Genomic DNA, 17,928 nt, shown 5'->3' on the forward strand with positions numbered 1-17,928 from the left:
TCATGTCCTCCGGCCGCGCTTTTCGCGCGCGGCCACCTTTTCAGCAGGCGGTGCGGAACCGCTCGACGCAGGTTCGCAGCACCTCGTCGACCGGCCGCGCCCGCCATCGGTTCGAGAAGATCTCGACCTCCTGCGCCCCGTGGAAACCCGCCGCCTCGATCATGCGACGAAACGCCTTGAGGTCGATCACCCCGTCGCCCATCATGCCGCGGTCGTTCAGAATATCGGTGGTCGGCACCAGCCAGTCGCAGATGTGGTGCGCGAGGATGCGCCCTTCCCGGCCGGCGCGCATGATCTGCGCTTCCAGCTCCGGGTCCCACCAACAATGGTAGACGTCGATCGCGACGCCGACGCCGTCCCCGAGCGCGTCGCAGAGGTCGAGCGACTGCTTCAGCGTGTTGATGCAGGCGCGGTCGGCCGCGTAGCTCGGGTGCAGCGGCTCGATCGCCAGCGGCACCTTCGCTTGGCGTGCATAGGGAAGCAGTTCGGCCATGCCGTCCGCCACCATCTGCCTCGCGCCGGGCAGGTCGCGCGAGCCGGGCGGCAGGCCGCCGACCACGAGGACGAGGCAGTCGGCCCCGAGCGCCTGCGCCTCGTCGACTGCGCGGCGGTTCTCCTCGATCGCGGCGCGCCGGCCGGCTTCGTCGGCGGCGGGAAAGAAGCCGCCGCGGCAGTGGCCGGTGACGCGGAGCCCGTTCTCCCGCACGATCCGCGCGGCCTCGGGAAGGTCCGTCACGTATTCGCGCCACGGGGCGATCGCGGTGATGCCGTGCTTCAGGCACGCGTCCACCATCGCACCGAACGTTTCGCCCTGCCGGATCGTCGCGACGTTGATCGACAGGCCGGCGAGGTCGGCGCTCATGCCGCGACGCCGCGAAGTTCGAGAAAGCTGCGCATCCGCCGCGCGGCGAGGTCCGGCTCGCCGAGGACATGCGCCTTGTCGGCGAGGCGGAACAGTTCGGCGAAATGCAGCGTCGAGCGGGCGCTTTCCTGCCCGCCGACCATGGTGAAGTGATCCTGCAGCCCGTTCAGCCAGGCGAGGAACACGACGCCGGTCTTGTAGAAGCGGGTGGGCGCGCGGAAGATGTGCCGCGACAGGGCGACGGTCGGCTCCAGCACGTCGTGGAACTCGTTGAGGCTGCCGCGCTTCAGATGCGCCAGCGCGACGGAGGCCGCCGGGGCGATGGCGTCGAAGATGCCGAGCAGCGCGTCGGAATGACCGTGTTCGTCGCCGGCGATGAGCTCGGCATAGTTGAAGTCGTCGCCGGTATACATCCGCACCGCCGCGGGGAGCCGGCGGCGCATGGCGATCTCCTTCTCGGCGGAGAGGAGCGAAATCTTGATGCCGTCGATCTTCGAGGCGTTCGCCTCGATCATCGCGAGGCAGGTGTTCATCGCAGCGAGATGGTCCTTGTCTCCCCAGTAGCCTTCCAGCGCCGGGTCGAACATCTCGCCCAGCCAGTGGATGATCACCGGCTGTTGCGCTTGCCCCAGCACGCGCGAATAGACCTCCAGATAGTCGTCCGGCGAGCGGGCGCTCGCTGCCAGCGCCCGGCTCGCCATCAGGATGACCCGGCCGCCTTCGCCTTCGACGAAGCCGAGCTGTTCGTGGTAGGCCTCGACGATCCGGTCCAGCGACAGGCCGGGCGCGGGAGCGAGATGGTCGGTGCCCGCGCCGCAGGCGACGAGCGCGTCATCGCGCGTCTTTGCCTCCTTCAGCGAGCGGCGGATCAGCTCCTGCGCGTCCGCCCAGGAGAGGCCCATGCCGCGCTGCGCCGTGTCCATCGCCTCCGCGACGCCGAGGCCGAGGTCCCAGAGGCGGTGGCGGAAGCGCAGCGTCGCGTCCCAGTCGATCGCCGGCTCCAGCCACGGATCGGACGCGGCCAGCGGGTCGGCCACGACATGCGCCGCGGCATAGGCGATGCGGTCGAAGTCCGCGGCGCGGCGGCGCTCCAGCGGCAGGGCCCGGCCCGCCATGCGGTAGGTCTCGACGGCGCGCCCTTCGGTCGGCAGGCGGATCTCGGTCACGGCAAGCGCCTCCTCAAGCCAGCGCCGGCACGTCGAGCCAGCGCCGCTCGCGCCAGGAGCGGAGGCCCAGTTCCGCGAGTTGCACGCCCTTCGCGCCCTCGATCAGCCCGTAGGGCCAGGGACCGTCCTCCGCGAGGTGGCGGATGAACATCTCCCACTGTGCCCGGAAGCCGTTGCCGCCCGGGTTGTTGTCCGGCACCTCGTCCCAGGTCCGGTAGAAGTCGATCGTCTGCGGCTGGTCGGGGTTCCAGACCGGCTTCGGCGTGTTGACGCGGTGCTGCGTCCAGCACTTCGTCAGGCCCGCCACCGCCGAGCCGTGCGTGCCGTCGACCTGGAAGGTGACGAGGTCGTCGCGCCTGACCCTCACCGCCCAGGACGAGTTGATGTGGGCGACGACGCCGCCTTCCAGCTCGAAGGTGGCGTAGGCCGCGTCGTCGGCATCGGCCTCGTAGGGCTCGCCCCGCTCGTCCACCCGGCGCGGAATATGCGTCGCGCCGAGGCAGGAGACCGCCTTCACCGCCCCGAACAGGTTGTCCATGACGTAGCGCCAGTGGCAGAGCATATCGAGGATGATGCCGCCGCCGTCCTTCGTGCGGTAGTTCCAGGACGGGCGCTGCGCCGCCTGCCAGTCGCCCTCGAACACCCAGTAGCCGAACTCAGCCCGGACCGAGAGGATGCGGCCGAAGAAGCCCGAGTCGCGCAGCATCGCGAGCTTCTGCAGGCCCGGCAGGAACAGCTTGTCCTGCACGACGCCATGCTTGACGCCCGAGCGCTCCGCGAGCCGCGCAACGCTGAGCGCCTCGTCCAGCGTGTCGGCGATCGGCTTCTCGCAGTAGACGTTCTTGCCGGCTTCGATCGCCCGGGTCAGCAGGCCGGCGCGCATCTGCGTCGTGCCGGCGTCGAAGAACAGCGTGTCGTTCGGGTCGGCGAGCGCCGCATCGATGTCGCCGGTCCAGCGCTTCACCCCGTGCCGCTCGGCGATCTCGCGCACCTTCGCCTCGTTCCGCCCGACGAGGATCGGGTCGAGCTCGACCCGCTCGCCGGATCTGAGGGTGACGCCGCCGGCGTCGCGGATGGCGAGCACCGAGCGCACGAGATGCTGGTTGTAGCCCATGCGGCCGGTGATGCCGTGCATGATCACGCCGATGCGCTTGGCCATCGCCGTTTCTCCTCCTGCGAGCGCCGCCAGGTTCTCCCGTACCCTCCGGCCGGATTTGTAACCGTTTGGTTATTTGTGCGGCGGAACGGGCGGGTTTGTCAACCGCGGCGTCGGGAACGATCCTCGGCCGGAGCGGTGGGCGGCTACGCTTCGCGGCGTACGCTCGCCAGTACCGTCGCGACGACGTGCTCGCCCCAGCGGTCGATCTCGGCCGGCGACTGGAGGTCGCGGCGGAAGATCGTCGACAGCGTGTGGCGGTTCGAGATGCAGAACCAGCTCATCGAGGCGATGGTGAGATAGACGGTGACGGGGTCGAGCCCCTCGCGGAACGCGCCCGTCGCCGCGCCGCGGGCGAGCACGTCGGACAGTTCGGCGATGAAGTTCGAATGCATCGCGGCGACGTGCCCCGACTGCCGGAGGTAGCGCGCGCCGTTGAGGTTCTCGGTGCCGAGGATCGAGAGGAATTCCGGATGGTCGAGATAGTAGTGCCAGGTGAACAGCGACAGCTCGCGCAATCCGTCCTCCGGGTCGCGACGGCCGAGATCCAGCCGGTGCTCGGCGAAGCGGATGCGGGCGTAGGCATCCTCGAGGACGGCGAGGTAGAGCGCGTCCTTGTCGCCGAAATAGTGGTAGATCATCCGCTTGTTGGTGCCGGCGCGGCGCGCCACGACGTCGACGCGCGCGCCGGCGAGACCCTTCTCGGCGATCTCGCGCCGCGCCGCCTCCAGGATCGCGGCGCGGGTGCGCTCGGGGTTGCGGCCGGGCCGCGCGGGGCGGGCCTTGGCGTCGGCCGCGCGCGCCGTATCTGCTTCCTCGCCGGAAGATCCGGAAATCCGCGCCGCCGCGTCGTCCATGCCGGCCCCGCTTGACAAGTTTGATGATCGGTGCGCACCCTTTGTAACTAAACGGTTATAATTCGGCAACAAGCCGAGGCGGCTCGAACGGGAGATTCGGACCGCGCCACGGAGGAGGCGAGGCGATGACGATGCGGATGAACCGGCGGAGCATGCTTCTCGGCGGTCTCGGCGGCGCGGCGGCCTTGTCGCTCGGCACGCTCGGCGGCCCGGCCTTCGCGCAGGCGCAGCGCCTCCGTTTCATCTGGTGGGGCAGCCAGGAACGCGCCGACCGCACGATGAAGGCGATCGCCGCCTTCAAGACCGAGATGCCGGACGCCGAGATCGTCGGCGAGTTCGCCGGCTGGCAGGACTACTGGCCGCGCCTCGCGACCCAGGTCGCCGGCCGCAACGCGCCCGACGTCATCCAGATGGACTACCGCTACCTGTTCGAATACGCCCGGCGCGGCGCGCTGATGCCGCTCGACGATCAGATCGGCAAGGCGCTGAAGATCGAGGATTTCGGCGCGGCCAACATCGATTCCGGCCGCGTCGACGGCAAGCTCTATGCCGTCAATCTCGGGGTGAACTCCAGCGCCGTCATCTACGACGCGGCGGCCTGGGAAAAGGCGGGGGTCGAGCCGCCGAAGCTCGGGACCACCTGGGAACAGTTCGCGGCGAACTGCGTCAAGTTCGGCGAGAACAAGCCGAAGCCCGGCTACTACGCCACGACCGACTGGGGCGGCAGCGAACCGGCTTTCGAGAACTGGCTGCGGCAGAACGGCAAGGCGCTCTATACGCCGGACGGAGCGCTCGGCTACGAGGCGGCGGACGCGACCGCCTGGTTCAAGCTCTGGGCCGGGATGCGCGACAACGGCGCCTGCGTTCCCGCCGACATCCAGGCCCTCGACAACGCCAACATCGATGCGAGCCCGCTCACCACCGGCAAGGCCGCGGCCGCCTACGCCAATTCCAACCAGTTCGTCGGGTTCCAGAAGCTCAACAAGTCGAAGCTGGGGGTCGGCGGGTTTCCGCTCCTCAAGGCGGGCGGCCCCTCCGGCCACTACCTGAAGCCGTCGATGCAGCTCAGCCTGTCGGCGACGCTCAAGGATCCGGCGGCCGCGCTCCGCTTCACCAACTTCCTCGTCGCGGAAGGCCCCGGCGTCAAGGCGCTCGGCATCGAGCGCGGCGTCCCCGCCTCGCCGGCGATGCGCGATCTGATCACGCCGGAACTGAACGACGTCGACAAGGCGATCGTGGAATTCCTGGACCAGTTGACGCCGACGGTCGGGCCGTTGCCGCCCTCGCCGCCGACCGGAGCGGGCGAGTTCCAGAACGTCCTGAAGCGCTTCAACGAGGAAGTCGGCTTCGACCAGACCGCGCCGGAAGACGCCGGAACGCGGCTCGTGGACGAGGCGAACGCGCTTCTGAAGCGCGGCTAGCGGCGGGGTTCCGGCGGATGGCGATCGAGACGACGGCCGCGGTCGAGGTCCCGAGCCCGAAGGCGCCGCGGGCCGCAGCCGCCGTCGCGCCGGGGGCCGCGCGCCGGGCGTGGACGCGCAACGGCCCGGCCTACCTGTTCCTCTTGCCCTGGCTCGTCGGCTTCTTCGCCTTGACGCTCGGGCCGGCGCTGGCCTCGCTGTATCTTTCTTTCACCAACTACGACCTCATCCGCGCGCCGGACTGGGTGGGCGCGGCGAACTACGTCCGCATCGCCACCGCCGATCCGAAATTCGCGGCGGCGATGAAGGTGACCTTCACCTACGTCCTCCTGTCGGTGCCGCTGAAGCTCGCCTTCGCGCTCCTCGTCGCGATGGCCTTCAACCGCGGCCTCCGGGGTCTGCCGATCTATCGCGCGATCTTCTACCTGCCCTCGCTCCTCGGCGCGTCCGTCGCCATCGCCGTTCTGTGGCGCCAGCTCTTCGCCTCGGACGGCCTCGTCAACATGGCGCTCTGGCAGCTCTTCGGCGTCGAGGGGCCGAGCTGGATCTCCAACCCGAAATACTCGCTCTACACGCTGGTGGTCCTGTCGGTCTGGCAGTTCGGCTCGCCGATGATCATCTTCCTCGCAGGGCTCCGGCAGATTCCGGCCGACATGTACGAGGCGGCCGAGATCGACGGCGCGTCGAAGACCCGGCAGTTCTGGAAGATCACCCTGCCGCTGCTCACCCCGGTGATCTTCTTCAACGCGGTGATCCAGACGATTGACGCCTTCAAGGCCTTCACGCCGGCCTTCATCATCTCGGACGGCACCGGCGGCCCGATCAACTCGACGCTGTTCTACACCCTCTACCTCTACCAGGAGGCCTTCGGCTTCTTCCGCATGGGCTACGCCTCGGCGCTGGCCTGGATCCTCGTGGTAATCATCGCGAGTTTTACGGCCTTCTCGTTCCTGACGGCCCGCTACTGGGTGCACTACGATGACTGACGTAGCCGCCTCCGCTCTCCCGCCGCCCAAGCCCGCCGGCCGGCGCTCGCCCGCCGCGTCCACGCTGATCCACCTGGCGCTGATCCTCGCCTCGCTGCTGATGCTCTACCCGATCCTCTGGATGGTGTCGGGCTCGGTGCGTCCCTCCGACGAGATTTTCGGCACCTCCTCCCTGATCCCGTCCTCGGCCGACTTCGGCGCCTATGTCCGGGGCTGGACGAGCCTGCAGGTGAGTTTCGGCCGCTTCTTCTGGAACTCGCTGGTGATCGCGGTCCTCGCCACGATCGGCAACGTCGTCGGCTGCTCGCTCGCCGCCTTCGCCTTCGCGCGGCTCGACTTCCGCGGCCGAAACTTCTGGTTCGCGCTGATGCTCGGCACGCTGATGCTGCCGTACCACGTCGTCCTGATCCCGCAGTACATCCTGTTCCTGCATGTCGGCTGGGTGAACACCTTCCTGCCGCTGATCGTGCCGAAATACCTCGCCACCGACGCCTTCTTCATCTTCCTGATGGTGCAGTTCTTCCGGGGCATCCCGCGCGAGCTCGACGAGGCGGCGGTGATGGACGGCTGCTCGCCCTGGCGGATCTACTGGCGGATCATGCTGCCGCTGTCCGTGCCCGTGCTGGCGACCGCCGCCATCTTCTCCTTCATCTGGACCTGGGACGACTTCTTCGGGCCGCTGATCTACCTCAACGACATCAACACCTACACGGTGCAGCTCGGGCTTCGCTCCTTCGTCGATTCCACCGGCGCATCCGACTGGTCGTCGCTCTTCGCTATGTCGAACCTGTCGCTGCTGCCGGTCTTCCTGTTCTTCCTGTTCTTCCAGCGCCTTCTCATCGAAGGCATCGCCACCACCGGCATGAAGCGTTGAAATCATCCGCATGACCCAAGGCATCCTCAACGTCGCGGTGATCGGCTGCGGCATCGGCCGCTCCCATATCGAGGAGGGCTATGCGCGCAACCTGGACGGCTACCGGGTCCTGGCGGTCTGCGACCTCGACGCGGCGCGGATGGCGGCGCTCGCCGACGAGTTCGGGATCGAGCGCCGAATCCGCGACTTCGATGCCGTCCTCGCGATGCCGGAGATCGACGTCATCGACATCTGCACGCCCCCCGCACTCCACCGCGAGATGATCCTGAAGGCCCTCGCGGCGGGCAAGCACGTCGTCTGCGAGAAGCCGCTGGTCGGGTCCCTCGCGGAAGCCGACGAGATCATCGCCGCCGAAAAGGGCGCGAAGGGCCAGCTGATGCCGATCTTCCAGTACCGCTACGGCGACGGCGCGATGCAGGCAAAGCACCTCATCGAATCCGGCATCGCCGGCAAGCCCTATGCGGGCGCGGCCGAGACCTTCTGGAAGCGCACCGCCGCCTATTACGACAATCCGTGGCGCGGGCGCTGGAAGACCGAGCTCGGCGGCGTCCTGATGACCCACGCCATCCACATGCACGACATCGTCTGCTTCCTCCTCGGCCCCGTGTCGAAGCTCTTCGCCCGCACGGCGACGCGGGTGAACGCGATCGAGGTCGAGGACTGCGTGTCGTCGTCCTGGGCGATGGAAAGTGGCGCGCTGTTCACCTCTACCGCGACGCTCGGCTCCGAAGAGGAGATCAGCCGTCTGCGCCTCCACTTCGAGCACATCACGATGGAAAGTACCCACGCCGCCTATTCGCCGGGCGACGGGCCCTGGCGCTTCCTGCCGGCCTCCGAGGAGGCGGGTGAGCGGATCGCCGCGGCGCTGGCGGCGGTGCCGCCGGTCGGCCGGCGCTACGACGGGCAGATGCGCGCCTTCCGCGAAGCGCTCGCCGCCGGCTCGCCGCCGCCCGTCACCAGCGCCGACGCGCGCCGGGCGCTGGAGCTCGCGACCGCCTTCTACCATTCCGCCGCGACCGGCGCGGACGTTTCGCTGCCGCTCGGCCCCGACCATCCGAAATATGCCGGCTGGCGGCCCTAGATCACGGAGCCTTTCCCATGGCGACCAGCATCCAGCTCGAGAAGATCGTCAAGCGCTTCGGCTCGCACGAGGTGGTCCACGGCATCGATCTCGCCATCGATCCCGGCGAGTTCACCGTCTTCGTCGGCCCGTCCGGCTGCGGCAAGTCCACGCTGCTCCGGATGATCGCGGGGCTGGAGGAGATTTCCGGCGGCGAGCTGCGGATCGACGGCGAGCGGATGAACGAGGTGCCGGCCTCGAAGCGCGGCATCGCGATGGTGTTCCAGAGCTACGCGCTCTACCCGCATATGAGCGTCTACAAGAACCTCGCCTTCGGACTGGAAACCGCCGGCTACAAGAAAGCCGAGATCAAGCAGCGCGTGCAGGGCGCGGCGGAGGTGCTGCAGATCGAGCCGCTGCTCCAGCGCCGGCCGAAGCAATTGTCCGGCGGCCAGCGCCAGCGCGTCGCGATCGGCCGCGCCATCGTGCGGGAACCGAAGATCTTCCTGTTCGACGAGCCGCTCTCCAACCTCGACGCCGAGCTTCGCGTCCAGATGCGGGTCGAGATCGCGCGCCTCCACCAGACGCTCGGCAACACGATGATCTACGTGACGCACGATCAGGTCGAGGCGATGACGATGGCCAGCAAGATCGTCGTCCTGAAGGAAGGCCGCGTCATGCAGGCCGGCCGGCCGCTCGACCTCTACAACGCCCCCGCCAACCAGTTCGTCGCGGGCTTCATCGGCTCGCCGAAGATGAATTTCCTGAAGGCCCGCCTCGCGGCGAACGACCCGTCGCGCCGCACCATCGACGTCGCGGGCCTGCGGCTCGACCTGGAGCGGCCGGTGGAAGCGCGCGACGGCGAGGAGCTCTCCTTCGGCGTCCGGCCGGAGCATCTGCAGGCCGGGACGAGCCGCGCCGGCCTCGGCGAGGCCTCGGTGCAGCTCGTGGAACAGCTCGGCGGCGCGACGGTGGTCTACGCCTCGACCGCCGACGGCCAGCCGACCACCGTGCTCCTCGACGGCCAGCGGCCGATCCGCGTCGGCGAGCGTATCCCCCTCGCCTTCGACCCCGCCCAGGCCCATCTCTTCGGCGCGGACGGACGGCGGGTCTGAAACGAACCGTCGCCGATGTTTCACGTGAAACATCGGCGCCGGTTCCCGTATCGCCGTGCTAGACCGTCCGCATGACGGAAACGGCGCGCGGGCGGGCGGATTTGGCGGACGGGTCTTGGGAGTTCTGGATCGACCGTGGCGGCACCTTCACCGACGTCGTCGCGCGCCGCCCGGACGGCAGCCTGGCGGCGAAGAAGCTCCTGTCGGACAATCCGGAGCGCTATCGCGACGCCGCCGTGGAAGGCATCCGCGAGTTCCTGGATGTGCCGCCCGGCGCGCCGATCCCGGCCGGCCAGATCGCGGCGGTAAAGATGGGCACCACCGTCGCGACCAACGCGCTCCTTGAGCGCAAGGGCGAGCGCACCCTTCTCGTCACCACGAGCGGCTTCCGCGACGCGCTCGCCATCGGTTATCAGGCGCGCCCCGACATCTTCGCCAAACGGATCGTGAAGCCGTCGCTGCTTCATTCCGACGTCCTCGAGATCGACGAGCGGGTGCGGGCCGACGGCACGGTGGAGGCCGCGCCGGACGAAGCCGCAGTGCGCGCCGCGCTTTCGGCGAAACGCGCCGAGGGCTTCGACGCCGTCGCGGTGGTGTTCATGCACGCCTATCGCTACCCGGAGCACGAGGCGCTGGTCGCGGTGATCGCGCGCGAGGTCGGCTTCGCCCAGGTCTCCGCGAGCCACGACGTGTCGCCGCTGGTGAAGCTCGTCGGGCGCGGCGACACCGCTGTGGTGGACGCCTATCTCTCGCCGATCCTCCGGCGCTACGTCGGCGAGGTCGCCGGCGAACTCGGCGCGACGGAAGCGGCGGGCGCTGGCCCGCGGCTGATGTTCATGCAGTCCTCCGGCGGCCTCACCGAAGCGCACCGCTTCCAGGGCCGCGACGCGATCCTGTCCGGCCCGGCCGGCGGCGTCGTCGGCGCGGTACGCACAAGCGAGGCGGCCGGCTTCGAGCGGCTGATCGGCTTCGACATGGGCGGCACCTCGACCGACGTCACGCATTACGACGGCGCGTTCGAGCGCTCCTTCGAGACCGAGGTCGCGGGCGTCCGCATGCGCACCCCAATGATGCGCATCCACACGGTCGCGGCCGGCGGTGGCTCGATCCTGCACTTCGAGAACGGCCGCTTCGCGGTCGGGCCGGACTCGGCCGGGGCCGATCCGGGGCCGCGGGCCTACCGGCGCGGCGGCCCGCTCACCGTCACCGACGCCAACGTCATGGTCGGCAAGCTCCGGCCGGACCTTTTTCCGGCGATCTTCGGGCCGGACGGCGACCGGCCGCTCGACGCGGAGGGCGTCCGTGCCGGTTTTGCGGAACTCGGCGAGGCGATCGGCGACGGGCGCTCGCCGGAAGCGGTGGCGGACGGCTTCCTGCGCGTCGCGGTCGAGAACATGGCGAACGCGGTGAAGACGATCAGCGTCCAGCGCGGCTACGACGTCACGGACTACGTTCTCGCCTCGTTCGGCGGCGCGGGCGGCCAGCACGCCTGCCTGATCGCCGACGCCCTCGGCATGCGCCGCGTCCTCCTCCACCCGTTCTCCGGCGTGCTCTCGGCCTACGGCATGGGGCTCGCCGATACGCGCAGCGTTCGCCAGCAGACGCTCGGCCTGCCGCTCGCCGGCGCGGGCGAGGCGCTGGACGCGCTGCGGGCGGAGCTCGCCGAGGCCGTCCTCGCCGAGATGCGGAGCCAGGGAATCGAGCCCGCCCTTGTGCGGATCGAGGCGCGGGCGCATCTGCGCTACGACGGCACCGACACGGCGCTGCCCGTCGATCTAGGACCGGTCGAGACGATGGCCGAGGCTTTCGACGCGGCGCATCGACAACAGTTCGGCTTCCGCTTCGCCGGCCGCGCCCTCGTCGCCGAGGCGCTGGAGGTGGAAGCCGTCAGCCCCGGCGAACCGCTGCCGGAAACCGAGCACCCGACCACCGCCGAGCCGCCGGTCGCGTCCGAATCCGTGCGCATCTTCGCGAGCGGCGAATGGCGCGAGGCGCGGGTCTTCCGCCGCGAGGCGCTCCGGCCCGGACAGGGCGCGCAAGGACCGGCGCTCCTCGTCGAGCCGCACCAGACGATCGTCGTGGAGGCGGGCTGGCGCTTCGAGCTGACGGCGCGCGACCACGTGCTCCTCACTCGCGACGAAACCGCCGTGCGCGAACGGGCGGTCGGCACCGAGGCCGACCCGGTGATGCTGGAGGTGTTCAACAACCTCTTCATGGCGATCGCCGAGCAGATGGGGGTGACGCTGCAGAACACCGCATCGTCGGTCAACATCAAGGAACGGCTCGACTTCTCCTGCGCGGTCTTCGACCGGAACGGCGAGCTCGTCGCCAACGCGCCGCACATGCCGGTGCACTTAGGGTCGATGGACCGCTCGGTGCAGACGGTGATCGCGGCGAACCGGGGCTCGATCCGGCCCGGCGACGTCTTCGCGCTGAACGCCCCCTACAACGGCGGCACCCACCTCCCCGACATCACGGTGGTGACGCCGGTCTTCGATGACGGGAACCGCGATATTCTGTTCTACGTCGCCTCGCGCGGCCACCATGCCGATATCGGCGGTCTCGCTCCCGGCTCGATGACGCCGCGCGCGACGACGGTCGACGAGGAAGGCGTCCTCATCGACAATTTCCTTCTGGTCGATCGAGGCGTCTTTCGAGAGGAGGCGCTGCGCCGGCTTCTCGCCGAGCATCCCTACCCGGCGCGCAACCCGGACAACAACATCGCCGACCTGAAGGCGCAGATCGCCGCGAACGAGAAGGGCATCCACGAGATGCGCCGGATGATCGCGAGCTTCGGGCTGGAAACGGTCGAGGCCTATATGGGCCACGTGCAGGACAACGCCGAGGAGAGCGTCCGCCGCGTCGTCGAGCGGTTGAGCGACTCGGAGTTCGAGTACCCGACCGACACCGGCCAGACGATCCGGGTGCGGATCACCGTCGACCGCGAGAAGCGCGAGGCGACGGTCGACTTCGCCGGCACATCGGCGATGCAGGCGAACAACTTCAACGCGCCGGAGCCGGTGACCCGCGCCGCAGTGCTCTACGCCTTCCGTGTCATGGTGGAGAAGCCGATCCCGATGAATGCCGGCTGCCTCCGGCCGATCCGCATCCTCGTGCCGGACGGCTCGATGCTCAAACCCCGCTATCCGGCGGCGGTGGTGGCCGGCAATGTCGAGACCTCGCAGCACGTGACGAACGCCCTCTTCGGCGCGCTCGGCGCCATGGCGGCGAGCCAGGGCTCGATGAACAACCTGACCTTCGGCAATGCGCGCTACCAGTACTACGAGACGCTCTGCTCCGGCTCGCCCGCCGGCCGCATGAACGACGGCAGCGGCTTCGCCGGCACCGACGCGGTCCACGTTCACATGACGAACTCGCGGCTGACCGACCCTGAGATCCTGGAGCTTCGCTATCCAGTGCTGCTGGAGGAGTTCCGCATCGACCGCGGTTCCGGCGGCCGCGGCGCATATCCCGCCGGCGACGGCACGCGGCGCACCATCCGCTTCCTCGAAGCGATGGACCTCGCGATCCTGTCGTCGCACCGCACGATCCGGCCGCACGGCCTGGAGGGCGGCGAGCCGGGGCGGTGCGGGCGAACCCTGGTCCGCCGGCTGGACGGCAGCACCGAGATCCTCGCCTTCAGCGACCAGACGGCGCTGGCGGCCGGTGAGGCGGTGATCGTGGAAACGCCCACCGCCGGCGGCTACGGTCCGGCCCCCGGCTGAGCGGGGTTCGTCGCCCGGCAAAGAAGAATCCGGGCGGGCGTCATCGAATTGTTTTGCGCTCCGCCTAGAACCCGTCCCAAGTCATCGGGTCCGGGCGCTGCCCGGCGTCCCACCCGCCCTGCGGGCGCACCGGACCTTCGAGGGCTTGCCTCACAAGGCGGGCGGCGGCTTTCCCCGGAAAGCGCACCGCCCGCCATCCGGGCACCACGCGTCAGAGCACGTAGCGCGACAGGTCGACGTTGCCGGCGATGCCGTCCAGCGCCTTCCGGACGTATTCCGCATCGACCCGGAAGGTCTCGCCGCCCTTGTCCGGCGCCTCGAACGAGATTTCGTCGAGCACCCGCTCCATCACCGTCTGCAGCCGCCGCGCGCCGATGTTCTCGACGGTGCCGTTGAGGTCGACCGCGAGGCGGGCGATCGCATCGATCGCATCGTCGGTCACCTCCAGCGTGACGTTCTCGGTCTTCATCAAGGCGACGTACTGCTTGATCAGCGACGCCTCGGTCTCGGTGAGGATGCGCCGGAAGTCGTCCACCGTCAGCGCCCGCAACTCGACGCGGATCGGCAGGCGGCCCTGCAGCTCCGGCAGGAGGTCGGAGGGCTTCGCCACATGGAACGCGCCGCTCGCGATGAACAGGACGTGGTCGGTCTTCACCGGCCCGTACTTCGTCGCGACCGTGGTGCCTTCGACCAGCGGCAGGAGGTCGCGCTGCACGCCCTCGCGGGAGACGCCCGCGCCGCCGTAGCCCTCCTTGTTCGCCACCTTGTCGATCTCATCGAGGAAGACGATGCCGTTGTTCTCGACCGCCCTGATCGCCTCGGCGACGACCTGCTCCTGATCGAGCAGCTTGTCGGACTCCTCGGTGATCAGCAGCGCGTAGCTGTCGCGCACAGTGGTGCGGCGCTGCTTGGTGCGCCCGCCCATCGCCTTGCCGAACATCTCGGAAAGATTGAGCACGCCGATATTGGCGCCCGGCATGCCGGGAATCTCCATGCCGCCCATCGGGTTCGCGGTGTCCGTCACCTCGACGTCGATCTCCTTGTCGTCGAGTTCGCCGGAGCGCAGGCGCTTGCGGAAACTGTCGCGCGTCGCGGGCGAGGCGGTCTTGCCGACCAGCGCGTCGAGTACGCGGTCCTCGGCACCCTGGTGGGCCTTCGCCTTCACCTCCTCGCGCTTCTTCTCCTTCACCAGCCCGATGCCGACCTCGACGAGGTCGCGGACGATCTGCTCGACGTCGCGGCCGACATAGCCGACCTCGGTGAACTTCGTCGCCTCGACCTTGATGAACGGCGCGCCGGCGAGCTTGGCGAGGCGGCGCGAGATCTCGGTCTTGCCGACGCCGGTCGGGCCAATCATCAGGATGTTCTTCGGCATCACCTCCTCGCGGAGCGAGCCTTCGAGCTGCTGGCGGCGCCAGCGGTTGCGCAGCGCCACCGCGACGGCCCGCTTGGCGTCCTTCTGGCCGATGATGTGGCGGTCGAGTTCGGAAACGATCTCGCGGGGGGAAAAGTCGGTCATCGCCTGTCCAAGATGGATCGGTCCGCCGGAAAGGAGCGGGCCGGGAACGGTCGCGGCCGGCAAGGGCCGCCGGAGAGTGAGATGGGGAGACAGATGCAGAAGCGCCACTCCCCACGAAGACCGCACCGTCCGCGTGTACGAGCGCCAAGTTTTTCCGTTGCGCCGGGCGGTGTTGCGTTATGATGCGATTCGGTATCCGGGAAGCGTGCGCAAGTGCCGGCGGCCGTCAACAACGATCATCGGAAGGCGAGGCGTTCCCGCTCGGGATCGGCTCGCGGCGCACCGGCGTCGGCCCCGCGGCAAGCGGCGGCGAGCGCGCGTGAGCGAAGGCGTGGCGGGGAACGGGAATGTCCGCGGCAGCAATCCTGGCGGCGATGCCGACACCTTGGGACGAGAGCCTCCTGGGCCAGGCGCTCGGAGCCATCGCCCGGGACTACGGCTATGCGCGCTATGCGGTGATGACGATCCCGTCCGCCGACGATGCGCGGGCGGAGCTGAAGCTGATCTTCTCGAACTGGGAGCCGGCCTTCCAGAAGGGCTTCGAGAAGCTCGGGCTCGGCCGCAACACGATCGTGATCCGCGCCCTGAAGGCGGGGCCGACGCCCTTCGCCTGGGACGCCGACCTCCTCTACGGCACGGAGGAGCCGGGCGAGCCGAACCCGGCGGCGCGCTTCCTCGCCACCAACGAGATCCGCGGCGGCGTCTACGTGCCCGTCCACGGCATGACGGCCTTCGCCGGAGCGCTCGCCTTCTTCGGGGATCGCACCGACCTCTCGGAAGCCGAGGCGACGCAGTTGCAGTTCGCCGGCTTCGGTGCCTTCGGGGTGCTCGCCGCCTGCCGGCTGGAGGAGAACCGCCGCTCCAACCCGCTGACGGGCCGCGAGCGCGACTGCCTGAAGCTCGCGATGCTCGGCAAGACCTCCTCCGAGATCGGCATCATCCTGTCCCTGTCCGAATACACCGTCTCGCAGTACCTCGCCTCGGCGACGCGCAAGGTGAACGCCTCGAACCGCACCCACGCCGTCGCGATCGCGGCGCAGATGGGGTATCTGAGCTGACGCCGGCGCCCGGCCGTCAGTGCATCGCGGTCTCGATGGCGCGGATCATCAGTTCGGGGCTGAACGGCTTGGCGATGAAGCGCGCCTGATCGGGCAGATCGCCCGGGCCGACCTTGATCCGTCCCGAGCAGACGACGATCGACACGTGCGGCCAGCGCCGCACGACTTCATGCGCCAGTTGGACGCCGTCGATCGGCCCCGGCATCTCGATATCGGTGAACAGGAGCTCGATCGTCTCGACCGCTTCCAGATGGCGCAGCGCCTCGACGGTGTTCGCCGCTTCCAGCACGGTGAAGCCCGCCTCCTGCAGCGTGTCGGCGGCGTCCATCCGCAGGAGGGGTTCGTCCTCGGCGACGAGGGCGACCGCATGTCCGAACCGTGTCGTCATGGCGACGAAAGTCCGGAGCCGGCAAAAGGTTGCGCCGCTCCCCGGTGCTGAAACCGCGGCTCAGCCCGTCTGCGCTAGCGGCAGGAACTGGTAGCTCCAGGTCTCGGTCAGCGTCTCGTCACCGCGCTTGAGGTAGAGGCGGAGCTCCACCGGCTCGGGGCCGGTCGCCTTCAGGTCGAAGGTGACACGCCAGGCCGTATCGACCTTCACCGAGTATGCATCGACCTTGCCGAGCTCGCCACGCGAGGCCGAGGCGACCGCCTCGACGCCCTCCGCGTCGCGCGGCAGGCTCGCCACCATGCCGCCGTCGAAGTCGACCGCGAACTTGACGACGCCGGGCGGGCGCGGCTGGCCGGGAATGCCGCCGCGGCCGATGCGCGTCGCGACCACCTCGCCGACCCGGCCGCGATCCGGCTGATCCTTCGCCCAGGTGAGCCGGTAGTCGTAGGCGATGGCGTCGCCCTTCGCGACCGGCTTCTCCGACAGGAAGTAGCAGACGATGTTGTCGTGGATCTCGTCGTCGGTCGGGATCTCGACGAGCTGCACCGAGCCTTTCGGCCAGCCGCCCTTCGGCTCGATCCAGACGCTGGCGCGCTTCTCGTAGAAGACGCCGTCGTCCTCGTAGTTCGAGAAGTTCCGATCGCGCTGGAGGAGGCCGAAGCCGCGCGGGGAGCCGGTGCCGAAGGTCGAGGTCATGACGTTGGCCGGGTTGTTCAGCGGCCGCCACAGCCGCTCGCCGGTTTCGGTGACGACGGCGAGGCCATCCGAATCGTGCACCTCCGGCCGCCAGTCGACCCGCCGGCCGCGATCGGTCTCCGAATACCAGAACATCGAGGTCAGCGGCGCGATGCCGACGCGCCCGATGGCTTCCCGCGCGAAGTAGCGCGAGCGGATCTCCATCACGATCGGCCCGTCCTTCTTCACGTCCATCTCGAGGACGCCGGCGATGCGGGGCGAGTCCATCCGGCAGGCGATCTTCACCCGGCCGCCGACCGCGGACGGGCCGACATAGAAGTCGGTGAAGCGCGGGAACTCCTCCGGCGTCGGCATGGCGACGTCGATGGCGAGGGCGCGGGCGGACAGGCCGAACTGGTCGAGCTCGCCGCTGGTGCGGAAATAGGCGGCGCCGAGGAAGGCGATCCAGTCGCGCTCCGAGTTCGGCTCCAGGATGCGGAAGCCGGCGAAGCCGATGTCGTCGGGCAGTTCCGTGGCCGGCGAATCGGCCGGGATCTGGAACAGCTTCGGGTCGAAGATCAGTTGCCGCGAGGTGTCGCCGTCGACGACGTTGATGCCGACCGGCAGCTTGAAGTAGCGGCCGAGATAGAAGAAGCGGATCGGCGCCTTGCCGTCGTTGAGGTCGAGCGTCTCGTCGGCGCGGTACTTGATGCGGTTGTGCTGGTCGAAGTCGATCCGTTCCAGCGTGTCGGCGAAGCGCACGTCGACCGGATCGTAGGGCTTGGCGGCGGCCTCGCGCGTTTCCTCGACGAGGCGCTCGAAGGAATAGGGCACTGGCTCCTTGAAGCGGATCAGCGTGCCGGCGGCCGCATCCGCCGCGACGGCGCCGGGCGCGGGATCGCCGCCGCCGCCCGTCCCTTGCGCGAAGGCGGCGCGCCCCAGCGGCAGGGCGATCCCCAGCGAGGCGAGGAAGGTCACAAGCTCGCGGCGAGAAAGCTCGGTCATCGGCTGCTACTCCGTCACATCCACCAGGGGGCGGTGCGTTCCGGCCCGTCGCGACCGGAGC

At 69.1% G+C, this 17,928-nt stretch carries 14 protein-coding genes; 7 read left to right on the forward strand and 7 right to left on the reverse strand.

Annotation, left to right across the window (positions count from 1 at the left end):
- Window positions 1–40: 40 nt before the first annotated feature.
- From F6X38_RS13290 to F6X38_RS13305, 4 genes are all read right to left on the reverse strand, one after another.
- Window positions 41–862 (reverse strand): sugar phosphate isomerase/epimerase family protein, encoded by an 822-nt coding sequence (locus tag F6X38_RS13290; RefSeq protein WP_150970314.1) that lies wholly within the window; start codon window positions 860–862, stop codon window positions 41–43.
- Window positions 859–2,028, reverse strand: a complete 1,170-nt coding sequence (locus F6X38_RS13295) for a dihydrodipicolinate synthase family protein (protein ID WP_150970315.1) — start codon at window positions 2,026–2,028, stop codon at window positions 859–861. Before F6X38_RS13295 ends, F6X38_RS13290 begins: the two co-directional genes overlap by 4 nt.
- Before the next feature lie 13 nt (window positions 2,029–2,041).
- Window positions 2,042–3,187, reverse strand: a complete 1,146-nt coding sequence (locus F6X38_RS13300) for a Gfo/Idh/MocA family protein (RefSeq protein ID WP_161992748.1) — start codon at window positions 3,185–3,187, stop codon at window positions 2,042–2,044.
- Between the two features lie 143 nt (window positions 3,188–3,330).
- A complete protein-coding gene (locus F6X38_RS13305; protein ID WP_150970316.1) occupies window positions 3,331–4,041 on the reverse strand; it encodes a TetR/AcrR family transcriptional regulator in 711 nt (236 codons plus the stop codon).
- 125 nt (window positions 4,042–4,166) lie between these two features.
- On the opposite strand from F6X38_RS13305, the gene F6X38_RS13310 reads away from it, so the two are divergent.
- The 6 genes from F6X38_RS13310 to F6X38_RS13335 all read left to right on the forward strand — a co-directional run bounded on the left by F6X38_RS13310 (window position 4,167) and on the right by F6X38_RS13335 (window position 13,222).
- Entirely contained in the window at window positions 4,167–5,462 is a 1,296-nt protein-coding gene (locus F6X38_RS13310; RefSeq protein ID WP_150970317.1) for an ABC transporter substrate-binding protein, read from the forward strand.
- A gap of 17 nt (window positions 5,463–5,479) precedes the next feature.
- On the forward strand, window positions 5,480–6,448 hold the full coding sequence (locus F6X38_RS13315) for a carbohydrate ABC transporter permease (protein WP_246191337.1): 969 nt from the start codon (window positions 5,480–5,482) through the stop codon (window positions 6,446–6,448).
- On the forward strand, window positions 6,441–7,322 hold the full coding sequence (locus F6X38_RS13320; RefSeq protein ID WP_150970318.1) for a carbohydrate ABC transporter permease: 882 nt from the start codon (window positions 6,441–6,443) through the stop codon (window positions 7,320–7,322). The genes F6X38_RS13315 and F6X38_RS13320 overlap by 8 nt, the downstream gene beginning before the upstream one ends.
- A gap of 10 nt (window positions 7,323–7,332) precedes the next feature.
- The gene (locus tag F6X38_RS13325; RefSeq protein ID WP_150970319.1) at window positions 7,333–8,403 is read left to right on the forward strand and encodes a Gfo/Idh/MocA family protein; all 1,071 of its coding nucleotides are present in this window, start codon (window positions 7,333–7,335) and stop codon (window positions 8,401–8,403) included.
- Window positions 8,404–8,420: 17 nt separating this feature from the next.
- Complete coding sequence (locus F6X38_RS13330) at window positions 8,421–9,497, forward strand: ABC transporter ATP-binding protein (RefSeq protein WP_150970320.1); 1,077 nt, start codon at window positions 8,421–8,423, stop codon at window positions 9,495–9,497.
- 71 nt (window positions 9,498–9,568) lie between these two features.
- Complete coding sequence (locus tag F6X38_RS13335) at window positions 9,569–13,222, forward strand: hydantoinase B/oxoprolinase family protein (protein ID WP_150970321.1); 3,654 nt, start codon at window positions 9,569–9,571, stop codon at window positions 13,220–13,222.
- 211 nt (window positions 13,223–13,433) lie between these two features.
- Here the strand turns inward: F6X38_RS13335 and hslU are convergent, their stop codons facing one another.
- Window positions 13,434–14,741, reverse strand: a complete 1,308-nt coding sequence (gene hslU, locus F6X38_RS13340; RefSeq protein WP_150970322.1) for an ATP-dependent protease ATPase subunit HslU — start codon at window positions 14,739–14,741, stop codon at window positions 13,434–13,436.
- A 347-nt stretch (window positions 14,742–15,088) separates the two neighbouring features.
- On the opposite strand from hslU, the gene F6X38_RS13345 reads away from it, so the two are divergent.
- Complete coding sequence (locus tag F6X38_RS13345) at window positions 15,089–15,799, forward strand: helix-turn-helix transcriptional regulator (protein WP_246191338.1); 711 nt, start codon at window positions 15,089–15,091, stop codon at window positions 15,797–15,799.
- A gap of 16 nt (window positions 15,800–15,815) precedes the next feature.
- Here the strand turns inward: F6X38_RS13345 and F6X38_RS13350 are convergent, their stop codons facing one another.
- On the reverse strand, window positions 15,816–16,187 hold the full coding sequence (locus F6X38_RS13350) for a response regulator (RefSeq protein WP_150970323.1): 372 nt from the start codon (window positions 16,185–16,187) through the stop codon (window positions 15,816–15,818).
- 60 nt (window positions 16,188–16,247) lie between these two features.
- Window positions 16,248–17,867, reverse strand: coding sequence for an OpgD/OpgG family glucan biosynthesis protein (locus F6X38_RS13355; RefSeq protein ID WP_150970324.1), 1,620 nt, complete (start codon window positions 17,865–17,867; stop codon window positions 16,248–16,250).
- Between the last annotated feature and the right edge of the window lie 61 nt (window positions 17,868–17,928).

Origin of the sequence: Plantimonas leprariae (assembly GCF_008802405.1) — a bacterium.
Classification (GTDB): Bacteria; Pseudomonadota; Alphaproteobacteria; order Rhizobiales; family Rhizobiaceae; genus Plantimonas; species Plantimonas leprariae.